We start from the raw sequence: 20,535 nt of genomic DNA on the forward strand, positions 1-20,535 counted from the left end.
CGAGGGGGGCGACGACGAGGGCGGCGGGGCAGGCGGTGGCCGGCCCTCGGACCCGGGGAACGGTGCGGGGTGTCGGTGCGGGGTGTCGGTGCAGGGGTGGGCGTACGGCGGCCGGGCCGGTCGGCTCAGTCGGCGGCGGCCCGGCGGGCGGTGCGCCCGGAGACCTGCACCCGGTCGATCCGGCCGGTGGCCGGGTCCCGGTGGAAGCGCCCGCCGGGTTCGGGGCGCCCGGTGTCGGGGGCGATCAGGTCGTAGGAGAGGTCGGCGTAGCAGCGCAGCGGGATCGGGAGGTCGCCGTCGACCGAGAGGGTGGCCGGTCCGGCGCCGGCCGGCTCGACCCGGTAGCGGATGGCGCCGTTGCGGTAGTCGCCCGCGCACTCGGCCAGGGTCGCCGGGGCGGCGAGCAGCACGGGTCCGCCCGCGCCGACCGGTTCGATCCCCGCGGGCACCCGTACTCCGGCCAACTCCTCCAGGTCGGCCGCGAGTTCGCGCCAGAGGGCGGTGGCGGCACCGGCGTTGCCGGTGAAGGCGACCACGAGGCCGCTGTCCGGGTCGGCCCGCAGGTGGCAGGAGGTGCCCATGGCGTTGCCGTCGTGGCCGCACCACAGCCGTCCGTCCTGCCGGTAGAGCGCCGCGCCGGCGCCCCAGCCGTCGGCGAGCGCTCCCGGCCGGGCGCCGGGCTCCGGGCGGCGCATCAGCTCGGCGGTGTCCGGGGGCAGTACCTTGGCGCGGCCGACCAGGGCGGCGCCGAGCGCGGCGAGGTCCGCGGCGCTGGCCAGCAGGGCGCCGGCCGGGGCCTCCAGCGGGGCCAGGTTCTGCCGGACGGCCCGGGGCAGGCCGGTCGCGGCGTTGAGCGCGTGCCCGGCGGCGACCGGTCGCCCGGGGGCGGCGGTGTCGACGAACACCGGCCCGGTGCCGAAGGGTTCGAGCAGCAGGGCGCGCACCGCCTCGTGCCAGGGCATCCCGGTCACCGTCTCGACCAGGCGCCCGGCGGCGACGTAGCCGGCGTTGGAGTAGGAGAAGTCCGTCCCGGGCGGGAACAGCGCGTCCGGGGCGGTGCAGACGGCGGACAGGTAGCGGGTCGCGGTGGTGCGGGCGGCGGCGTCGGAGTCCGGTCCGGTGGGCAGTCCGCCGGTGTGGCTCAGCAGGTGACGAATCGTTACTTCAGGCAGCTGCCGGAACTCCGGAAGGTGCTCGGCGACCGGCTCGTCGAGGTCGAGGTCACCGTCGTCGGCGAGCAGCATCACCAGGGCGGCCGTGTAGGGCTTGGTGAGCGATCCGACCGGAACGGCGGTGTCCTCGGTGAACGGTGCCCCGGTGCCGGTGTCGGCCACCCCGGTGTGCAGGACGACGGCCTCCGGGCCGGTGTCCAGCACCAGTTGGGCGCCGGGCACCCGGTGGGCGCGAGCGAGCGTGTCGAGCCGGTGCTGCAGCTCGCCGCGCAGGAGGAGCGGCGACCGCTCGCGGGCGGGCGCCGGACTGGCGTACGGCATGGCGGAACTCCCGTTGACTGGTTCTCGGGTGCGGGCGCGCCGGGCGCCCGCGGTGGAATCGCGGATTGGGAGGCGGCACAGCGGGAATTCCCGGCCGTCGTCGCCTGCTTCAGGACGCGCGGGAACGGGGGGAATCGGCGTCGGCCCGGCCGGCGGAGGCCGTCCGGCCCCGGGAACGGGAATCCCCGGACGCCCGCGGCCGGACACCGCACCCGCCCTCGCGGAGCCGTTCCGCGGTCGCGTCGGCGCGCCCGGACCGGGCGGTGCGAATACGATCCGGATTTCCCTCCGCGCGATGAACGGCGGACCGGATCGCGGTGAACCGCGAGCCTCCGAATACTCTTACCCCGCCGGCACGTTCGAACAGAAAACCGTCCCCCGGCGGCCGGCCGCTCTCCCGGCCCCCACCTGCGCAACGGCCGTACCCGGCATGCCCATTCCCCCTTTTGGCGATCCACCCCCGCAACCGCCGCGCGGAACGCGCCGACACGGTCGGGGAGTCGCACAATCCCTGTCGTCCCGAACGTCCGGACGACGAACGCGCAACAGTCTTCACGGCGGGTCAGCCGCTCGCAACCCCTTCCGATTGAACGGAGAGCGACCGCCGTCGGTAATCGGAACGCCAAAATCCCAGGTGCGACTCCCGGCCGCGCCCGGAACGCCCGAGAACGGGCGCGAATTCTTTGGCCGAAAATATGAGGTTCGGATCCCACCAGCCACTCGAACAGTCATTCGTCGAAATAGCCGAGTGATTTACCGGGCGCCTGTGACGAATGTGGTGACTGTGATGCCTGGGATTGCTGTGCCGGAATGCGACGGAATTCACCGGGCGGGCCGCGAGTGGCACTTCCCGGGGCCCGAGCGCCCGGGCCCCGGCCGACCGGCCCCCCACCGGCCGGTCACCCGGGCACCGGCGCGGCTACCACCAGTGCGGCGGCGGCCCCTGCGAGCCCGCCGGGTACTCGTCCAGCGGGACCAGCCCCCGCTCCCAGGCGGCCAGCACCGGTTCGAGCACCCGCCAGGCCTCCTCGGCCTCGTCGCCGCGGATGGACAGCGCCGGATCGCCGTTCAGGACGTCCAGCAGCAGCCGCCCGTACGCGGGCAGGTCCTGCGGCTCCATCCGCGCGGTCAGCGAGAGCGGGACGAGCTCGTGGGCGTGGGCGCCGATGCCGGTCAGGTCCAGGGCCAGCCCCTCCGGCTCCAGCTCGAACCGCAGCACGTTGGGCCGGGCCTCCCCGCGGTGGCCCTTCCCGCCGTGGCCCTCCCCGCCGTGTCCCTCCCCGCCGGGGCTCTTCCCGCCGTGGCTCTTCCCGCCGGGGCCGAACGGCAGGTGGGGCACCGGGCGGAAGTGCACCGCGACCTCCTTGCGGTCCGCCCCCAGGGCCTTGCCGCTGCGCAGCCGGAACCGCGTCCCGGCCCACCGCCAGCTGTCCAGCTCCAGTTCCACCTCGGCGAAGGTCTCGGTGCCGCGCGCCGGGTCCACGCCCTCCTCCTCGGCGTACGCGGGGACGTCCCGGTCCCCGATCCGGCCCGGCAGGTAGCGGGCCCGCCGGGTGCGGTGCACCACGTCGTGCTCGGTCAGCGGCCGTACGGAGCGCAGCACGTCCACCTTCCGGTCGCGCAGGTCCCGTTCGCCGAGCGTGAGCGGCGGTTCCATGGCCACCAGGCAGAGCAGTTGCAGCAGGTGGTTCTGGACCATGTCCTTGAGCGCCCCGACCCGGTCGTAGTACCCGGCCCGGCCCTCCAGTGCCAGCGTCTCGTCCCAGGTGATGTCCACCTCGGCGATGTGGGTGCTGTTCCAGAGGGGTTCGAGCACCCGGTTGGCCAGCCGGCTGCCGAGGACGTTCTGGACGGTCGTCATGGCCAGGAAGTGGTCGACCCGGAACACCGCCCGCTCCGGCAGGAGTTCGGCGAGCAGCCGGTTCAGCTCCCGCGCGCCGGCCAGGTCCTCGCCGAACGGCTTCTCCAGGACGATCCGGCTGCCCTCCGGCAGGCCCGCCGCGTGCAGGGCGGTGACCGCGCCGGGGAAGAGCGCCGGCGGGAGGGCCAGGTAGACGGCCACCGGCCCCTCCCCGGCGACGACCGCGGCCACGTCGGCGGGGTCGGTGACGTCGGCCCGCCGGTAGTCGAGGGCGGAGACCACCGCCTCCCCGGCCCCGGCCGGGAGGGCGCCGCCGTGCCGGTCGAGCCGCTCCGCGGCCCACGCCCGGTACCGCCCGGTGTCCCAGTCCTCCCGGCTCGCCCCGGTCACCCGGAGCGCGTCGTCGGTGTGCCCCGCCGCCCGCAGCGCGGCCAGCGCCGGTAGCAGGAAGCGGGCGCTGAGGTCCCCGGTGCCGCCGAGGATCGCGAGCCGGTCGATCATGCCCGTCCCCCCGCCCTCGCCCGGGCCAGGTTCACGCCGCTGGAGATGATCCCGATGTGGCTGAACGCCTGGGGGAAGTTGCCCATGAACTCTCCTGTGGACGGGTCGATCTGCTCGGACACCAGCCCCAGCGGGCTCGCCCGGGAGCACAGCGAGGCGTACAGCTCCCCGGCCTCGTCGGTCCGGCCCTGGCCGACCAGGTTGTCGACCAGCCAGAAGCTGCACAGCACGAAGGCGCCCTCGTCGCCCGGCAGCCCGTCCGGGGACTCCTCGTGCAGGTAGCGGTAGAGCAGCCCGCCGCCCGCCGACAGGCGCTCGGCGACGGCCGCGGCGGTCGCCACCATCCGCGGGTGGTCGGCCGGCACCACCCGGCGCAGCGGGAGCGCGAGCAGGCTCGCGTCCAGCGTGCCGCCGCCGTCCAGGTGGGCGCTGAGGGTCTTGGCTTCCTCGTCCCAGGACTGCTCCAGGACGAGCCGGCGCAGCTCCTCGGCCGAGGCGCGCCAGCGGTCCGGCCCGTCGGACCGGCCGAGCCGCTCGCCGATCCGGGCGGCCCGGTCCAGGGCCACCTGGCACAGGCCCGCCGAGTACGTGAACACCCGGCCCTCGCTGCGCACTTCCCAGATGCCCTGGTCCGGCTCCCGCCAGGCCTGCCGGGCGGCGTCGGCCAGCTCGGCCAGGCCGGCCCAGAGCGCGGGCTGGATCTCGCCGCCGGAGCGCAGCCACTGGTGGGCGCAGTCCAGGATCTCGCCGTAGACGTCGTGCTGGCGCTGGTCGGTCGCGCCGTTGCCCCAGCGGACCGGGGCCGAGCCCTGGTAGCCCTCCAGTTCGCCGTCCACGACCTCGTCCGGTACCGGGCCGCCGCGCAGGTCGTACATGATCCGGGGCCGCCGGCTGGTCTCGAAGGCGTCCAGGACCCAGCCGAGGAAGGCGTCGGCCTCGCCGCCGAAGCCGATCCGGCGCAGGGCGAACACGGCGAACGCCGCGTCGCGGATCCAGCTGTAGCGGTAGTCCCAGTTGCGGATCCCGCCGATCGGCGCGGGCAGCGAGGAGGTGGGGGCGGCAACCAGCGAGCCGTTGGCCCAGTCGTCGCAGAGCTTCAGCGTGATCGCGGCCCGCCGGACCAGGGGCTCCTGGGGGCCGTCGTACGCGAAGTGCCCCATCCAGCGGCGCCAGGCCTCGGCGGTGGCCTTCAGCGTCGCGTCGGTGTCGAAGCGGTGGTGGCGGTGGAAGCGGCCCCAGGAGAGCACGAGGTCCAGGCGTTCGCCCTGCCGCAGCTCGTGGGTGCCGCACAGGCCGGTCAGCGGGCGGTTGGAGCGCAGGTGCAGCCGCAGGTCCGGGCGCCGGTGCGGGCGCACCTCCAGTCCGCTGAACAGGGCGCGGGCCTGCGCGCCGCCGCGCGGCTCCAGCTCCGCCCGCAGCCGGACCGTCCCGTCCAGCACCACGGCCGAGCGCACGAGTTCGCCCCGGTCGGCCGGCGCGTCGTCGGTGAGGTCGGCGCCGGAGCGCAGGGTCAGCGCGTCGGTGACGCGCACCAGGCCGGTGGGGCCGCGCAGTTCGGTGACCAGCACGCCGGTGTCCGGTTCGTAGCGCTGCCTGGCCTCCACCAGGCCCTCCGGGGCGAGGGTGAAGTGCCCGCCCCGGGCGTGGTCCAGCAGGCCGCAGAACAGCGGCTCGGAGTCGAACCGGGGCAGGCACAGCCACGGGACGGCGCCGTCCAGGCCGACCAGCGCGGCCGTCGCGCCGTTGCCGATCAGGCCGAGGTCCTCCAGCGGCGGGTAGCCGTTCCGGCGGCGGACCGGCCGGAACGGTGGGTCGGGGTCGTACATGCCGCCTCGCTTCCGCAGCGCCAAGGGGGGTGGTCGAAGGGGCGTCGTCCCGGTGCGGACCGCCGGGCCGACGGCGACCCGGCCGCGCGGCCAACGGCTCCCACGTTCCCGGGGATCGGGCCGGTCCGCGATCCAGCCGCTCCGGCAGCGGTGCTTTCCAGTGAAAAAGCGCTCTCCGGCGAAAGAGCCCGGACCCCGCACCTGCTAGCGTTCGAGCCCGGACGGCGGACGGTGGACGACGGAGGTTTGCGGTGGCGGACAGCGGCGCGGAGCGGGCCTTCATCGGGTCGTTCACCTCGGAGGGCGGGCGCGGGATCGTCCTGGCATCGCTGGATCCGGACTCGGGGGCGCTGACCGCCGCCGGTGTCGTCGAGGCCGTCGACCCGTCCTACCTCGCCCTCGGGCTCGCCGCCGGCGGCCCGGTGCTCTACGCCGTCTCCGAGACGGAGCCGGGCGCCGTCACCGCCCACGACCTCGCCGCTCCGGCGCCCCGCCCGCTCGGCGCCCCCGTCCCGGTGGACGGGGACCACCCCACCCACCTGAGCCTCAGCCGGGGCCACCTGCTGACGGCCAACTACGGCTCCGGCAGCGTCAGCGTGCTGCCGCTCGCCGACGACGGCACCCCGCGGCCCCCGGCCACCGTGCTGCGCCACCGGGGCAGCGGGCCGCACCCGGACCGCCAACGGGCCCCGCACGCCCACCAGGTGCTCCCCGACCCGTCGGGGCGCTGGGTGCTCGCCGTCGACCTCGGCACCGACGCGGTGCGGGTCCTCGCCCTGGACCCGGCGACGGGGGAACTCACCGTGCACGCGGAGACCGCGCTGCCGCCCGGCACCGGGCCGCGGCACCTCGCCTTCCACCCCTCCGGCCGGCACGCGTACGTGCTCGGCGAGCTGCGCCCCGTCGTGACGGTCTGCCGCTGGGACGCGGCGGCCGGGGCGCTCGAACCGGTCGCGGAGGTCCCGCTGTTCCCGGACGGAGTCGAGGGCCCGGTCTCGCCGTCGGCCCCGGTGGTCTCCCCCGACGGCCGGTTCCTGTGGGCGGCCGAGCGCGGCACCGACACCATCGTGGTGCTCGCCCTCGACGCGACGGGCGAGCGGGCGCACGTGGTCACCTCGGTGCCCTGCGGGGGCCGCTGGCCGCGCGACCTGGTGCTCGGCCCCACCGGCACCCGGCTGTACTCGGCGAACCAGCACTCCGGCGACGTCACCTGGTTCGACCTGGACGCCGCCACGGGCGTCCCCCGCCGGGCGGGCTCGCTGGCCGTCCCGGCGGCGTCCACCGTCCTGTTCGCCTGACGCGCGGGCCCCGGGCCGGGGAAGCGGCCCGGGGCCCGGTGCGGGCGCGGCGGGATCAGCCGTCGCTCTCCGGCGAGGGCAGGTAGGCGCCGGGCACGTCGTCCGGCGCGAGGATCGTGCTCTCCCCCGGGTACGGCGCGGTCCAGTTGTGCGTCTGGTACCAGACCAGGTGCTCCATCTGCGCCGGGTTGGCGTGGTCGGCCACGGCGTTCGGGCCGGTCAGCCGCTGGTGCGACTTCCAGGCCTCCCACCGGTCCACGACCGGCTGCTGCGCGGCCGGCGGCGCGGTCGTGACCGGCGCCGCCGCCCGGAGGTCCTGCTCCCCGGGGACGTCGAGGCCGCAGGAGGGCGGCGTCTTGAGGCCGTCGGTCAGCGAGGTGCGGTTGGGCACCGCGGTGAACGGCGTGTAGTCCGGCCGGTCGGTGAAGGCCCCGGTCATCGGGCTGGCCGCGCTGTCCTTCTGGTTCATCGGGTGGATGCCGAGGATCTGCTCGATGGTGCGGACCATCGTGATCTGCGAGTAGTAGCGGCTGTCCACGGCCCCGTGCTGCGCCCAGGGGCTGATGATCTGGATCGGGGCGCGGTGGCCGTCCACGTGGTCGAGGCCCGCCTGGGAGTCGTCCTCGACGACGAAGATCGCCGAGTCCTTCCAGTACGGGCTGTGGGTGATCTCGTCGACGATCCGCCCGGTCGCCAGGTCGTTGTCGGCGACCTGCGCGGCCGGGCTGGCCGGGCCGCCGGTGTGGTCGCTGGACAGCCAGAGCATGTTGAGGTTCGCCGGGCCGTTCCGCTCGAAGTCCTGCTTCCAGACCTGGTAGCGGTACAGGTCCGGCACGTCGGTGTCGAACCTCGGGAAGCCGGGCACCGAGACGCTGTTGAGCGAGGGGATCGGCGAGGAGGACTTGAGGGCGTAGGCGCTGGCCTGCCCGGTCGCGTCCATGGTCCGGGAGTCGCAGTACAGGTTCTGCCAGGTGGCGTCGGCGGGCTTGTCCAGGAACTGGTGGAACTCGCCGAAGTCGCGCACGGTCTTCCCCGCCGCCTGCGCGCCCGTCCACAGGAAGCCGGAGCGCTGGTGGCCCAGGGCGTCGTCCTCGGTGTCGTAGCTGCGCTCGTACTCGCCGGCCGAGGACTCGGTGTACTCCGGGTTGTCCGCCTGCATCAGCCAGTTGTGGCCCTCGGCGGAGTTGGTGCCGATGTCGTAGGTGTTGTCGTAGAGCCCGAACTGCTCGGCCAGGGCGTGCTGGTTGGGCGTCACGGCGGCGCCGAACTGGGCCAGCTTCGGGTCGCCGTCGCCCTCGGCGACGTCGCCGAAGACCTGGTCGTAGGTCCGGTTCTCCTTGACGATCAGGAAGACGTGCTTGATCGGCGACGGGTCGCCGATCCGCTTCGGCACCACCTCCTCCTTCGCCTTGTGGCCGTTCGCGAGCTTGACCGCGTTGTTGGTCCAGCCGTTCTGCTGGAACACCTTGGCGGTCTGCGCGCGGATCACCTTGTCGCTCGGCAGCGTGAACCGGGTGAGGCTGGAGGTGGTGTCGTGGGTCTTGTGGGCGCCGGTGCTGTTGGGCCGCCGGGCGTCGATGCCACGGGTGTTGGAGACGATCACCTCCGAGCCGACGGTGGCGACCTCCGCCGGGAAGTAGTCCGTGGGCAGCAGGCCGACGTAGCTCACCGGCTCCTGCGCGCCGGCGAAGCGGTAGACGGCCACCGCGTTGGCCCGGCCGAGGGTGACCAGCAGCCGGCCGTCCTCGGTGAGGGTCACCGCGGTCGGCTCGTAGCCGACGGAGGCCTCCGGCCACGGCTTGGTGGAGACGGTCTGGACGACCTTGTCGTGCGCGGTGTCGATCACCGACACCTCGTCGCTCGCGGTGTCGGCGACGAACAGCACCCCGTTCTTCGCGTACAGCGCGGTCGGGTGCAGGCCGACGGCGATGGTGCCGACGGCGGCGGCCGGGTCGGCGAGGTCGATCACGCTGACCGTGCCGGTGGTGGTGGCGGCGGTCGCCGGGTCGGCCGGGACCTGGGTGCCGTAGGAGTTGATCGTGGTGTCCCCGGCGGTGGCCGCGCGCCCGCCCTCGTTCGAGACGTACAGCTTCCCGCCGACCCGGACGACGCCGCGCGGCGCGTTGCCGACCGTCCAGCTCCGCTGGACCGCGCCGGTCGCCGCGTCGATCGCGACCACCCGGTTCTGCCCGTTGACGGCGGCGTACACCGTCGAGCCGTCGGCGGAGAACACCGCCCCGGAGGCCAGCGCGTGCTTCTCCCCGTCCGCCGGGATCCTCACCGCCACCGGGGCGGCGAGGGTGCCGTCGGGCTGCACGGTGAACCGGGTGTAGCCGTCCAGCTGGCCCAGCCACAGCTGCTTGCCGTCCGGCGAGTAGACCGGGGACTCCTGGCCGACCGAGCCGTTGGGGATGCGCAGTTCGTCCGCCTTGTTGGTGCCGACGCGCTGCTTCACCTTGCCGGTCTTGAGGTCCACCACGACCAGCGCCGCGTCGCCGTCGGTGACGGCGGCGGCCAGGTGGGCGCCGTCCGGGCTGACCGTGGAGCCCATGATCTTGCCGTTGTCCAGGACCTGACGGCTGCCGTACGGGGCGAGGTACTGGTCGCTGGAGATCACCAGCCCGTTCCCGGTGGTCTGGCCGACCTGGTCCTCGTCGAACTGGTGGGTGCTCGCGAAGGCCGTGCCGGTGGCCACGGCCACCGCCGTGACACAGGCGGTGGCGAGTGCGGCCTTGCGGCCCACCCTGCGGCCCAGGAGGACCACGTGGGCGTTCCGGCTGCGTCGACGACGCGTTACCTGCATGGCGTCAGCCCTTCGTTGAGTTCGTCGTGCTGGTGGGGGAAGTAAGCAGTGCGACCTGACCGTCGAACTGCCAGAGCGGGTTCGGCGCGTCCCCGGTCGGGGTGCGCACCAGGAAGTAGCCGTTCACTTCCTTCGGGCCGTCGCCGTCGGCCGTCAGCCGTCCGTCCGAGGCCACGTCGAGCTGGTAGACCGCCGTCCCGGGCGCGTCCGTGCCGGGCAGGTGCCAGGTGACCACGCAGCGCCAGTCGTTGCCCGGGCCCTCCGGCTCGACCTGGCCGTCGCCCCGCCGGCAGTCCGCGGTGGCCCGCAGGTCGGCCTCGGTCACGGCGGGGCGGTGCAGCTGCTCGGTCTGCAGCCGGTACAGGTGCGCGAACACGGTGGCGACCTCCTGCTGCACCTTCGCCTGCGTGATCCCCGAGCCGCTGGAGGGGGTGGCCACCGCGAGCGCGCCGGTGGTCAGCGCGAGCAGCCCGGCCAGCGGCAGCACCCCGGCGAGGAGCGTGCGGCGCCCCACCCCGTCCTCGCTGCCGGTGGTGAAGTCCCGCCGGACGAAGAGCAGGTAGGCCGCCGCGGTGGCGGCCGCGGCCCAGAGCAGGGCGACCGCGACGGCGATCAGCGGCTCGTCGAGCCGGCCCGGGTCGGCGAACAGCCCGTTCCAGGCGACGAAGGCGTACCCGGGCAGGGCGAGGCGCAGCGCCACCGGCAGCGGCAGCAGTTGGGCGAGCTGCATCGCGACCGCCGCCAGCGCGGGGACCAGCAGCCCCATCGGCGAGCGGCCCAGCAGGACGGAGCCGAGCAGTCCGAGCGCCGCCAGGGCCAGGGTCGGCGCCAGCGCGCACGCCCAGGCCAGCAGGACGCTCACGGCCGCGTCCGACGGCGCCAGCAGGTGTCCGTCCACGCCGACCAGCGGCTCGTCGCCGACCGCCGCCAGCCCGCCGACGGTGCTCGACGCCGCCAGGCCGGCCGTCAGCAGCACGATCACGGTGGCGCCGGCCAGCGCCTTCGCCGCGAAGATCCGCCGCGGCGAGCGGACCGTCACCAGCAGGTGCCGCCAGGTCCCGAGCCGGTCCTCGGCGGCGAACACGTCGCCCGCGACCACCGAGGTCAGCAGGGGCAGCGCCCACGAACCGGCGAAGCCGAGGACCACCAGCGGCCCGGCCCAGCCCGTGGCGTGCATCCAGCGGCCGAACAGGGTGTCGGAGGGCAGCGTCCCCTGCTGGGCGACGGCGGCCGTGAACAGGCCCGGCGCGCTCCAGCAGGCCAGCACCAGCAGCCTGATCCGCCACTGGGAGAGCAGCTTGACCAGCTCGAAGCGGTACACCCGGCCCACCGGCACCGGGCGCTCCCCGGGGGCGACGCCGGCGGCGGCCGCCGCGCGTCCGGCCGTGACCGTGCTCGTGCTCGTGCGCCCGCCCCGCTCGATGACTCCCTCGCCGCGCTCGCTCATCGTCCGTCCTCCTGTTGCTCGGTCAGGGCGAGGAACGCCGCCTCCAGGGGCGGGACCACCGGGGCGACCTCGCGCACCCGGACGTCCGCCCGCACCAGCGCCGCCACCAGTTCCTCGACGGCCGGGCCCGGCGCGCGCACCACCAGCGCCCCGGCCGCGCGTCCCGTCCCGGCCTCCGCCGCGACCCGCACCCCGGCGACCCGGGCGGCCACCCGCCGGGCGGCGGCCGGATCGGAGGTGAGCAGCCGGTGGTCGAGCGCGCGGTCGTCCGCGGCCAGCTCGCCGAGCGGACCGGAGAAGCGGACCCGCCCGGTCGCCAGGATGGTGACCTCGTCGCAGAGCGCCTCCAGGTCGTCCATCCGGTGGCTGGAGAGCACCACGGTCACGCCGTCGGCGGCGAGCCGGCGCAGCGCCCCGTGCACGTGCTGCTTGCCCGCCGGGTCCAGGCCGTTGGACGGCTCGTCGAGCACCAGCAGCCGGGGTTCGGTGAGCAGCGCCGCGGCCAGTCCGAGGCGCTGCCGCATGCCGAGCGAGAAGCCCCGCACCCGGTCGTCGGCGACGTCGCTGAGCCCGACCTCGGCCAGCACCTCGTCGATCCGGCGGGCCCGGCCGTCCTGCCCGCGCAGCGTCGCCAGCGCGGCCAGGTTCCGCCGTGCGGTCAGCGACGGGTAGAGCCCGGGCCCGTCCACGAAGCCGGCCACCCCGGGCGGCGCGGGCCGGGCCCGGCCGACCGGTCTGCCCAGCACCTCCAGGTCGCCCTCGTCGGCGGCGGCCAGTCCGAGCAGCAGCCCGAGCAGCGTGGTCTTCCCGGCGCCGTTCGGCCCGGCCAGTCCGTGGATCCGCCCGGGCGCGAGCTCCAGTCCGACGGCTTCGAGCGCGACGACGTCGCCGAAACACTTCGTCAGTGCCCGTGCGCGTACGGCAGGTTGGTTTTCCGTCATGGCTCCTTCTCGCGGTTCCCCAGGGAACCTAGGGGGTTGACCGGGCGCCGTCAGGTGCGCCCGGTTGAACTCCGGCGGAACAGCAGCGGCCCGCGCCGTGGCGGTCCTGCGAGCGTCCTGCGGGTGCACCGGGTGGAAACCTTCACATGAAAACGGATATCGTTTCGCTGGCCGGGCACGATCCGCCGGGCCCGCGCCGGACCGGTTGCGGAGCCTGGTGAACATGACAAACATGGGCGGAAGGCGAAGCCTCGAATGCGCACGGACACGGCGGGAGTCGGGATGCGAGTGGACGCCGCTCTGGCCGGGACCTGGGTGGACCGCTGGGAGCGCCAGCAGGAGCGGTACGCGGTGGAGCGCGAGGAGCGGTTCACCGTCATCGCCGACGTACTGGAACAGACCGTCGGCCACCGCGCGCGGCCGCTCGTCGCGGACCTCGGCAGCGGCCCCGGCTCACTGTCGGCGCGGGTCGCGGCCCGCCTGCCGCACGCCGAGATCATCGCGGTCGACATCGACCCGCTGCTGCTCGCCCTCGGCCGCGCCCGGCACCCCCGGGTGGCGCGCTGGGTCGAGACCCTGATCGGCCGCCCCGGCTGGATCGGGGACCTCGCCCTCGACCGCCCGCTGGACGCCGTGGTCTCCACCACCGCGCTGCACTACCCGCCGCCGGACGCCCTGCTCGGGATCTACCGCGACCTCGCCGGCGCGCTGCGGCCCGGCGGCGTCCTGGTCAACGGCGACCACCTCATCCCCGAGGAGCCGCCGCTCGCCGAACTCGCCCTCGCGATCGGCCGCCGCCGCGCCCAGCGCAAGGGCACCGGCGCCGCCGAGGACTGGTCCCAGTGGTGGGCCGCGGCCGGGCGGGTCCCCGAGTTCGCCGACCTGCTGACGGCCCGTGAGCGGCAGCTGCCGCCGACCGACGGCCCCGGCAACGGCCTGTCGGCCGCCCGGCACGGCGAACTGCTGCGGGAGGCCGGCTTCCGCCAGGCCGGACCGGTGTGGCAGTACGGCACCAGCTCCGTCCTGGTGGCCCTGCGCTGACCCCGCCCCAACCGCCGTTGTGGGAAGCCGGGTTCCGCATGGGCACAGTCTTTGCGAGGGCGTGACAGTAAGCGCCCTGTTGATCACCCAGGGAAACAGTTACCGTTTCCCTCGGTCGCCGATGTCCCTGCCGCGCACGCCTCACGCCGACTTCTCATGGAGAGCTGGTTTCGCATGCGGTCCTCACCGCTGTATCTCGAACCACGGTTGGAGCCCCCGCTCCGGTCCCTCCTGGCGGAACGCGACCTCCTGCACACCCTGACCGACGCGCTGGGCTCCCCGCTCAACCTGCTCCTGCCCGAGCAGATCGCGGACAACCTGGCGCGCTTCCGGGCCGTCTACCGCAAGCACCGCCTCACCGGCCGGATCCACTTCGCCCACAAGGCGAACCGCTCCAGCGCCCTGGTCCGCCGGCTCGCCGCCACCGACGCCGGACTGGACGTCGCCTCGCTCGCCGAGCTCCAGCACGTGCTCGGGGCCGGCTGCCCGCCCGAGCGGATCATGGCGACCGGCCCGAAGAACCGCGAGTACCTCTGGCTGGCGGCCCGCACCGGCGCCACCGTCCACCTGGACTCCCGCGCCGAACTCGACGCCCTGGCCGGCCTCGTACGCGCGCACGCCCTGCCCCCGGTGCCCGTCATGCCGCGACTGTCGGGCTTCCGGGCGCCGGGCACCACGGTGCTCACCCGGCCGAGCCGGTTCGGCACCGACGTCGCCGAACTCGACGGCCTGCTCGACGCGTTGGAGCGCCACCGGGACGCCGTCGAGACGACCGGGGTCGCCTACCACCTGGACACCACCGGCGTGCCGGAGAAGGCCGTCGCCCTGGAGACCTGCGTCACGGTGCTGAACGAGTGCCGGCGCCGGGGCCTGAACCCCCGCACCATCGACATCGGCGGCGGGTTCGGCGTCAGCTACCTGGCGGACGCCGCCCAGTGGGAGCGGTACACCAGCGAGCTGACCGACGCCGTCCTCGGCCGGCGCCCCGCCCTCACCTGGCAGGGCCACGGCTACGGGCTGCGCGCCGAGTCCGGCCGGCTGCGCGGCGCCCTCGGCCTCTACCCGGCGCACCGCCCGGTGGCCGCCGAGGCCTACCTGGACGAGCTGCTCTCGACCCCGGCGCCCACGCTCGGCCGGCCGCTCGGCACACTGCTGCTGGAGAACCTCTACGACCTGGCGGTGGAGCCCGGCCGGGCGCTGGCCGACCAGTGCGGGGCGACGCTCGCCCGCGTCCTGGAGGTCCGGCAGACCCCGGCCGGCGAGCGCCTGGTGCGGCTGGAGATGAACGCGCGGGACGTGGGCCTGGAGGAGCACGGGGTGCTGATGGACCCGCTGCTGGTCCCCCGCCCCGGCGCCCCGGCCGCGCCGGACGGCTCGGAGGGCCCGGACTCGCCGGACGGCCCGGTCGGGGTGTACCTGATCGGCAACCTCTGCCTGGAGACCGACCTGATCACCCGCCGGACGGTCTTCCTGCCCCGCCTCCCCGCCCCCGGCGACCTGCTCGCCTTCGCCAACACCGCGGGCTACCTGATGGACTTCAGCGCCGGCTCGGCGCTGCGCCAGCCCGTCGCGCGCAAGGTCGCCGCGTACCGGCAGGACGGCGCCTGGCGGTGGCGCCTGGACGAGCAGTACTGGCCCGTCGACGTGACGGCGGGCGCGGAACACCGGGGGGACGGACACGCATGAGGTACGACAGCATCACCGACGCCATAGGCAACACCCCGCTGGTCCGGATCGACCCGGCGGTCACCGGCCTGCGGCACATCGACCTGTACGCCAAGCTGGAACTGCTCAACCCCTTCGGCTCGGTCAAGGACCGCGCCGCCTGGAACATGACCCGCGAGGCGATCCCCGGCGCCGTCGAGCGCGGCGACACCGTCGTGGAACTGTCCAGCGGCAACACCGCCAAGGCGCTCGCGCTCATCGCCGGCCTGCACGGACTGCCGTTCAAGAGCGTCACCAACCGGATGCGGGTCCCCGAGATCAAGGACCTGCTCCTGCTGCTCGGCGCCGAGATCGAGGAGCTGCCCGGCCGCACCGAGTGCCTCGACCCGACCGACACCGACGACCCGCTCACCCGCATCCACCGGATGCTCTCCGAGGCGGAGTCCGGCTACCTGCACACCGACCAGTACTACAGCCGGCTCAACCTCGACGCCCACCTCACCGGCACCGGCCCCGAGATCGTCCGGGACCTCGACGGCCGCGCCCCCGACCACTTCATCGCCTGCGTCGGCACCGCCGGCTCCTCCACCGGCGTGGCCGCCGTGCTGCGCGCCCACGACCCGGCCGTCGACGTGCTCGGACTGGTCGCCCACAAGTCCGACTTCATCCCGGGCATCCGCACCATCGACGAGGTGCACGAGGTCGGGCTGTTCGACCCCGCCACCTACGACACCATCGCGACGGTGACCGCCGACCAGGCCATCGACGGCATGCTCACCCTGGTGCGCCGCTGCGGCCTGCCGGCCGGCCCGACCGGCGGCGGCGCCTTCTTCGGCGCGCTGCGCCACCTCCGCTCCGTGGACGAGGAGTTGACACAGCGGGGCTCGGGCGAGCGGCGCACCGCCGTGTTCATCGTCTGCGACCGGGTGGAGAGCTATCTGAGCTACATCCGCAAACGGCGGCCCGAGCTGTTCAACCAGCCCGCCCGGCCGAACACGGTGGCCACCGTGACGCCGGCCGAACTGGCCGCCGCCCGGGTCGTCGAGGTCGACGCCGCCCGGAAGTGGATCGCCGAGGAGCGGCCGCTGGTGGTCGACCTGCGCGGGCCGGCCGCGTACGCGGCGCTGCACATCGAGGGCTCGGTCAACATCGTCGACGAGCTGTTCGACGAACTCCTGCACGGCGGGCTGCCGTTCGGCACCCGGCAGCCGGTGCTGCTGGCCTGCCCGGTCGGCGAGAAGTCGGCGGTCTACGCGGCGCTGCTCACCCGGATGGGACACCGGGACGCGCGCAGCCTGGCCGGCGGCGTCATCGCCTGGCGCGACGCGGGCGCGCCGCTGGTCCGGGACTGAGCGGGGCCGGCCATGACCACCCCCGACGAAACCCTCGGCGAACTCCACGACTGGCACCGCGCGTTGCGGGACCAGTTCCCCATCGTCACCGGCCACCCCGACCAGGCGTACCTGGACAGCGCGGCCACCTCGCAGAAGCCCCGGGCGGTGCTCGACACCGTCCAGCGCTACCTGACCACCGCCAACGCCAACGCCGGCCGCGGCACCTACACCTGGGCCAACGCCACCACCGCGCTGGTCGACCGCACCCGCACCCGGGTCGCCCGCTTCCTCGGCGACCCGGCCCCCCGGCAGCGCTCCGGCGTCCACTTCGTCAGCGGCGCGACCGAAGGCCTGCGCGCGGTGGCCCGGGACTGGCTCCCCCACCACCTGCGGGACGGCGACGAGATCATCGTGCCCTTCGCCGACCACGAGGCCAACGCGCTGCCCTGGCTGGAGGCCCGGCAGCTGCTGGCCGACCGGGGCGTGCGCGTCACCGTACGCGAACTGCCGTACGACCCCGCCTCGCAGGACTACGACCACCGGGCGCTGGCCCGGCTCGTCACCGAACGCACGGCGTTCGTCGCCGCCACCCACGTGCACCACGTGTACGGCGCCGACATGAACGTCCACCGCATCCGGGCCGCGGTCGGGCCCGAGGTGCCGATCTGCCTGGACGCCGCGCAGAGCGTCGGCCACCTGCCGGTGGACGTCGGCGCCCTGGACGTCGACTTCGTGGTCTTCTCCGGGCACAAGGCGCTGGCCCTGCCCGGCACCGGCGCGGTGTGGGCCCGCAACACCCGCGGCCCGGCCTTCACCCCCGGCGGCTGGGCCGGCACGCCCAACACCGCCGGGATCGCCAGCCTGGAGGCCGCCCTGGACTGGCTCGACGCCGCCGGGCCGGACCGCATCCGGCGGTGGAACAGCGCGCTGGCCGCCCGGCTCACCGACGGGCTGCGGACCCTGGCCCCGTACGAGGTCCTCGGCTGCCAGCGGAGCCTGGCCGCCGACTCCGAGGTCCAGCGGCGCGAGGGCATCGTCACCTTCCGGCATCGCGGCATCGGCTCCAACGACCTGGGCTTCGTCCTCGCCAGCCACGGCCTGATGGTGCGCGCCGACGGCCACTGCCAGGCGCGGGCCGGCGAGAGCGAGAGCTCCGTGCGGGTCAGCCTGCACGTCTACAACTCCCCGGAGGAGGTCGACCTGCTGCTCTCCGTGCTGCGCGGGCTGTAGCGGCCTCGGTGCCCCCGAGTGGCTCCGGTCGCTCCATGCCGCGCCGGCGGCGGGGCCGATCCGCCCCGCCACCGGCACACCGCTGCCCCGGGCTCAGCGCAGGCCGGCGAAGAGGTCGTTCTCCGGGAGGGCCGCGCCGGTGGTGTCCCTGACCCGGACGAAGGTCTCCACGCCCATCAGCTCGGTGAACCGCTCCCTGCCCATCCGCAGGAAGAAGATGTTGTCCCCCTGGCTGGCGTGCGCGGCCAGGGCGTCGAACTTCTTGCCGCCGAAGGCGGTGGTGTCCACCCAGGTGCTGATCTCCTCGTCCGGCAGGCCGATCTCGGGCAGCTCAGGCGCCTCCACCGGCTCCACCGGCTCCGACCGCTCCCCGTCGGGGCCGGACTCCCGCATGGCCTCCCCGAACCGCCGCACCGCCGAGTGCGGCACCGTCGTCCAGTAGACCTTCGGCGACAGGTCGACCAGTTCCAGCGCCGCCACCGTGATGCGGTGGGCCTGGATGTGGTCGGGGTGGCCGTAGAACCCGTTCTCGTCGTAGGTGACGACCACGTCGGGCTGGTAGTGCCGCATCAGTTCGGCGAGCCGGGCGGCGCCGTCCGCCACCGGCGTGTTCCAGAACGAGCCGGGCGCGTCGTTGCTCTCCCAGCCCATCATCCCGGAGTCGGCGTACTCCAGCAGCTCCAGGTGCCCGACCTCCAACACCTCGCAGCTGGCCTCCAGTTCCTTCCTGCGCATCGCGGCGACGGCCGCCGGGTCGTGCCCGTCCTCGCCGGGCTTGACCCCTCCCGGACCGTCGCCGCACCTGCCGTCCGTACACGTCACGAGCACCGTACGGATGCCCTCCGCCGCGTACCGGGCCAGCACACCCCCGGTCCCGCTCGCCTCGTCGTCGGGGTGGGCGTGCACTGCCATCAGCGTCAAAGGCCGGTCAGCCATGGAAATCCATCCTCAGATCCGAACAGTTCTCGCCCCAGTCTGCGTCACACGGACGGGTGACCGCTGCCAATATCCGGTGCGGCGGCGGCCGCCCGGCGGACGGGGTGACGGGCCGGGGCGCGACGGTTCTCCTACGATCGAGGCGACAACGGACCCCAGGGACGGGCAGGTTCCCATGACCGACGACAGCACCGCCGGGATCGACCGGTCGAAGCCGAGCATCGCCCGGGTCTACGACTACCTGCTCGGCGGCACGGACAACTTCGCCGCCGACCGCGAGGTCGGCGACTTCTTCCTCCGGGAGCTGCCCGGCTCGGTGGCCTTGCCGTTCGCCAACCGGCAGGCGCTGATCCGCGCCGTGGGCGCGATGGCCGGCGACGGCGTCCGCCAGTTCGTCGACCTGGGCAGCGGCCTGCCCACCGCCGTCAACGTGCACCAGGCCGCCCGGCGGCACGACGCCGGCGCCCGCGTCGTCTACGTCGACAACGATCCGACCGTGCTCGCCCACGGCCGTGCCCTGCTGGCCGCCGACCCCCGCACCACGCTGGTCCGGGCGGACCTGCGCGAGCCGGAGGAGATCCGCCGCCATCCCGAGGTGCGGCGGCTGATCGACTTCGACGAGCCGGTGGGGGTCGTCTTCAGCGCCGTCCTGCACCACCTCGACGACGCCGAGCGGCCCGCCGACCTGGTGCGCTGGTGGGTGGACCGGGTGCCCTCGGGCAGCCTGGTCTACGTCTCCCACTTCCGCTCCGTCGGGAACTCCGGCAGGACCTCCGCCGGGACGGAGGAGCGCCGGCGCGCGGAACGGAAGCTGCGGGAGAGCTTCGGCCGCGGCCGCTGGCGCACCGACGAGGAGATCCTCGGCCTGCTCGACGGCCTCGACCTGCTCGAACCGGGGCTGGTGCCCTGCCCGCTGTGGCGGCCGGAGCCCGCCGGCACCGGCGGGGTGCCGGCGGGCGAGGGCGACCTGTCGATGTGGGAGCGGCTGATCTCCTGCGCGCTGGCCCGCAAGCCCTGAGCGGCGGCGGGTCAGGACAGGTAGTCCTCCAGTCCGCCGTCGCGCCGGGTGTCCAGGGTGACGCAGTGGAAGCCGCCGCCGAGCACCCGGGAGTGCCGCAGCCGGTGCGGCAGGACGGTGATCCCGGCGTGCTCCAGCAGCTTGATCAGGCCCTCCTGCTCGGACTCGACGATCGCCGTGTCCGGGGAGACCATCAGCAGGTTCATGCTGATCCAGCTCTCGCTGAGCGCGTGCTCGGGCGCGTCGCCGGTGGGCTCGGCCGGCGGGCACCACAGGACGTCCCAGCCCTTCAGCGGCTCCGGGACGGTCTCCGGGCTGATCCGCTCGGGGTTGAGCAGCACCAGGCCCGGGCGCAGCAGCGCGATGGTGCTGTCGATGTGGGTGTAGCCGTAGATGTCACGCAGCGGGTGCAGCCGCAGGCCGCCGTCGCCGAGCAGGCCGAGGGTGGACTCCAGCCACCGCAGGCCGAGTTCGTTGCCGCTGCGGGAGACCTGGTAGAACACGTCCCGGCCGAGCCGCAGCACGTTCGCGGCGTCGAAGACCGGCTCGGCCTCGCCCAGCAGCGGGAGGCCCGCCTCGTCGAACTCGAAGAGTTCGTCGCCCAGTTGCGGCCGGGGGGCGGCCAGCCAGCGCGCGCCGCGGCGCAGGTAGTCCTGGAAGAGTCCGCGCAGGCCGAAGGCCTCGAAGTAGCGCTGCCGCATCGGGCTCGCCACCTCGATCAGCGTCTCGCCGACGACCAGGGTCAGGTCCCGCGGACAGTAGGAGTGGAAGCCGCCGTCGGCGTTCCAGAGCGGGGAGGCGAACTCGGCCGCGTGGTCGACCGGATCGGGCCGGTGGACGGTGACGCCGAGGCCGCGCAGGGTGGCCACCAGGTCGTCCAGGTCCTCCTCGGTCTCCTCCACGACCTGCCGCGAGTAGGGGCCGGCCTCGATCGAGGCGAGGTCTGCGGCGTTGGTCTTCGGGAAGCAGGACAGCCAGGAGGACGGCTCGGTCTGCTCGGGCAGCCGGGCGCCGACGGCGGTCCCGACCACGATCTCCCGCAGTGTGGTGAACTCGTCCCAGCTCTGGACCGGACGGGCCGAATCGGACATGACTCTCCCTTGACACGGGTTTGGGGGAAACACGGAGACGACGGCGGAGG

Annotated in this window: 14 protein-coding genes; 6 read left to right on the forward strand and 8 right to left on the reverse strand. The window is 74.4% G+C overall.

Annotation, left to right across the window (positions count from 1 at the left end; all coding sequences use genetic code 11):
- Positions 1 to 125 precede the first annotated feature (125 nt).
- The 3 genes from ACFVU7_RS15565 to ACFVU7_RS15575 all read right to left on the reverse strand — a co-directional run bounded on the left by ACFVU7_RS15565 (position 126) and on the right by ACFVU7_RS15575 (position 5,681).
- Positions 126 to 1,493 carry a serine hydrolase domain-containing protein gene (locus tag ACFVU7_RS15565; RefSeq protein WP_380738281.1) on the reverse strand — a complete coding sequence of 456 codons (1,368 nt, stop codon included), beginning with the start codon at positions 1,491 to 1,493 and terminating at the stop codon, positions 126 to 128.
- A gap of 919 nt (positions 1,494 to 2,412) precedes the next feature.
- Positions 2,413 to 3,855: a glucose-6-phosphate dehydrogenase (NADP(+)) gene (locus ACFVU7_RS15570; protein WP_388045402.1), complete on the reverse strand. Its 1,443-nt coding sequence runs from the start codon at positions 3,853 to 3,855 to the stop codon at positions 2,413 to 2,415.
- Entirely contained in the window at positions 3,852 to 5,681 is a 1,830-nt protein-coding gene (locus tag ACFVU7_RS15575; protein WP_388045403.1) for a glycoside hydrolase family 15 protein, read from the reverse strand. The genes ACFVU7_RS15570 and ACFVU7_RS15575 overlap by 4 nt, the downstream gene beginning before the upstream one ends.
- 251 nt (positions 5,682 to 5,932) lie before the next feature.
- On the opposite strand from ACFVU7_RS15575, the gene ACFVU7_RS15580 reads away from it, so the two are divergent.
- Positions 5,933 to 6,979: a lactonase family protein gene (locus ACFVU7_RS15580; protein ID WP_388045404.1), complete on the forward strand. Its 1,047-nt coding sequence runs from the start codon at positions 5,933 to 5,935 to the stop codon at positions 6,977 to 6,979.
- 55 nt (positions 6,980 to 7,034) lie between these two features.
- Here ACFVU7_RS15580 and ACFVU7_RS15585 read toward each other — a convergent pair whose 3' ends face one another.
- Genes ACFVU7_RS15585 through ACFVU7_RS15595 form a run of 3 tightly spaced genes read right to left on the reverse strand, consistent with a single transcriptional unit; the run spans position 7,035 to position 12,170 of the window.
- The gene (locus ACFVU7_RS15585; protein ID WP_388045405.1) at positions 7,035 to 9,782 is read right to left on the reverse strand and encodes an alkaline phosphatase family protein; all 2,748 of its coding nucleotides are present in this window, start codon (positions 9,780 to 9,782) and stop codon (positions 7,035 to 7,037) included.
- A 4-nt stretch (positions 9,783 to 9,786) separates the two neighbouring features.
- Positions 9,787 to 11,229 (reverse strand): ABC transporter permease, encoded by a 1,443-nt coding sequence (locus ACFVU7_RS15590; protein WP_388045406.1) that lies wholly within the window; start codon positions 11,227 to 11,229, stop codon positions 9,787 to 9,789.
- Positions 11,226 to 12,170: an ABC transporter ATP-binding protein gene (locus ACFVU7_RS15595; RefSeq protein ID WP_388045407.1), complete on the reverse strand. Its 945-nt coding sequence runs from the start codon at positions 12,168 to 12,170 to the stop codon at positions 11,226 to 11,228. Before ACFVU7_RS15595 ends, ACFVU7_RS15590 begins: the two co-directional genes overlap by 4 nt.
- Positions 12,171 to 12,425: 255 nt before the next feature.
- Between ACFVU7_RS15595 and ACFVU7_RS15600 the strand changes: the two genes are divergently transcribed.
- The 4 genes from ACFVU7_RS15600 (at position 12,426) to ACFVU7_RS15615 (ending at position 17,440) form a co-directional block, all read left to right on the forward strand.
- Entirely contained in the window at positions 12,426 to 13,211 is a 786-nt protein-coding gene (locus ACFVU7_RS15600) for a class I SAM-dependent methyltransferase (protein WP_388045408.1), read from the forward strand.
- Between the two features lie 174 nt (positions 13,212 to 13,385).
- Complete coding sequence (locus ACFVU7_RS15605; protein ID WP_388045409.1) at positions 13,386 to 14,897, forward strand: Y4yA family PLP-dependent enzyme; 1,512 nt, start codon at positions 13,386 to 13,388, stop codon at positions 14,895 to 14,897.
- Positions 14,894 to 16,228, forward strand: coding sequence for a pyridoxal-phosphate dependent enzyme (locus tag ACFVU7_RS15610; protein WP_049656011.1), 1,335 nt, complete (start codon positions 14,894 to 14,896; stop codon positions 16,226 to 16,228). The genes ACFVU7_RS15605 and ACFVU7_RS15610 overlap by 4 nt, the downstream gene beginning before the upstream one ends.
- Positions 16,229 to 16,240: 12 nt before the next feature.
- On the forward strand, positions 16,241 to 17,440 hold the full coding sequence (locus ACFVU7_RS15615) for an aminotransferase class V-fold PLP-dependent enzyme (RefSeq protein ID WP_388045411.1): 1,200 nt from the start codon (positions 16,241 to 16,243) through the stop codon (positions 17,438 to 17,440).
- A gap of 93 nt (positions 17,441 to 17,533) precedes the next feature.
- On the opposite strand, the gene ACFVU7_RS15620 is transcribed toward ACFVU7_RS15615, so the two are convergent.
- On the reverse strand, positions 17,534 to 18,376 hold the full coding sequence (locus tag ACFVU7_RS15620; protein ID WP_388045412.1) for a PIG-L family deacetylase: 843 nt from the start codon (positions 18,374 to 18,376) through the stop codon (positions 17,534 to 17,536).
- Positions 18,377 to 18,551: 175 nt separating this feature from the next.
- Between ACFVU7_RS15620 and ACFVU7_RS15625 the strand changes: the two genes are divergently transcribed.
- Complete coding sequence (locus ACFVU7_RS15625; protein WP_388045413.1) at positions 18,552 to 19,394, forward strand: SAM-dependent methyltransferase; 843 nt, start codon at positions 18,552 to 18,554, stop codon at positions 19,392 to 19,394.
- An 11-nt stretch (positions 19,395 to 19,405) separates the two neighbouring features.
- Here the strand turns inward: ACFVU7_RS15625 and ACFVU7_RS15630 are convergent, their stop codons facing one another.
- Positions 19,406 to 20,485, reverse strand: a complete 1,080-nt coding sequence (locus ACFVU7_RS15630; protein WP_049656002.1) for a scyllo-inosamine-4-phosphate amidinotransferase — start codon at positions 20,483 to 20,485, stop codon at positions 19,406 to 19,408.
- Positions 20,486 to 20,535 lie beyond the last annotated feature (50 nt).

It is taken from the genome of Kitasatospora sp. NPDC058046 (assembly GCF_042885595.1).
Taxonomy (GTDB): Bacteria; Actinomycetota; Actinomycetes; order Streptomycetales; family Streptomycetaceae; genus Kitasatospora.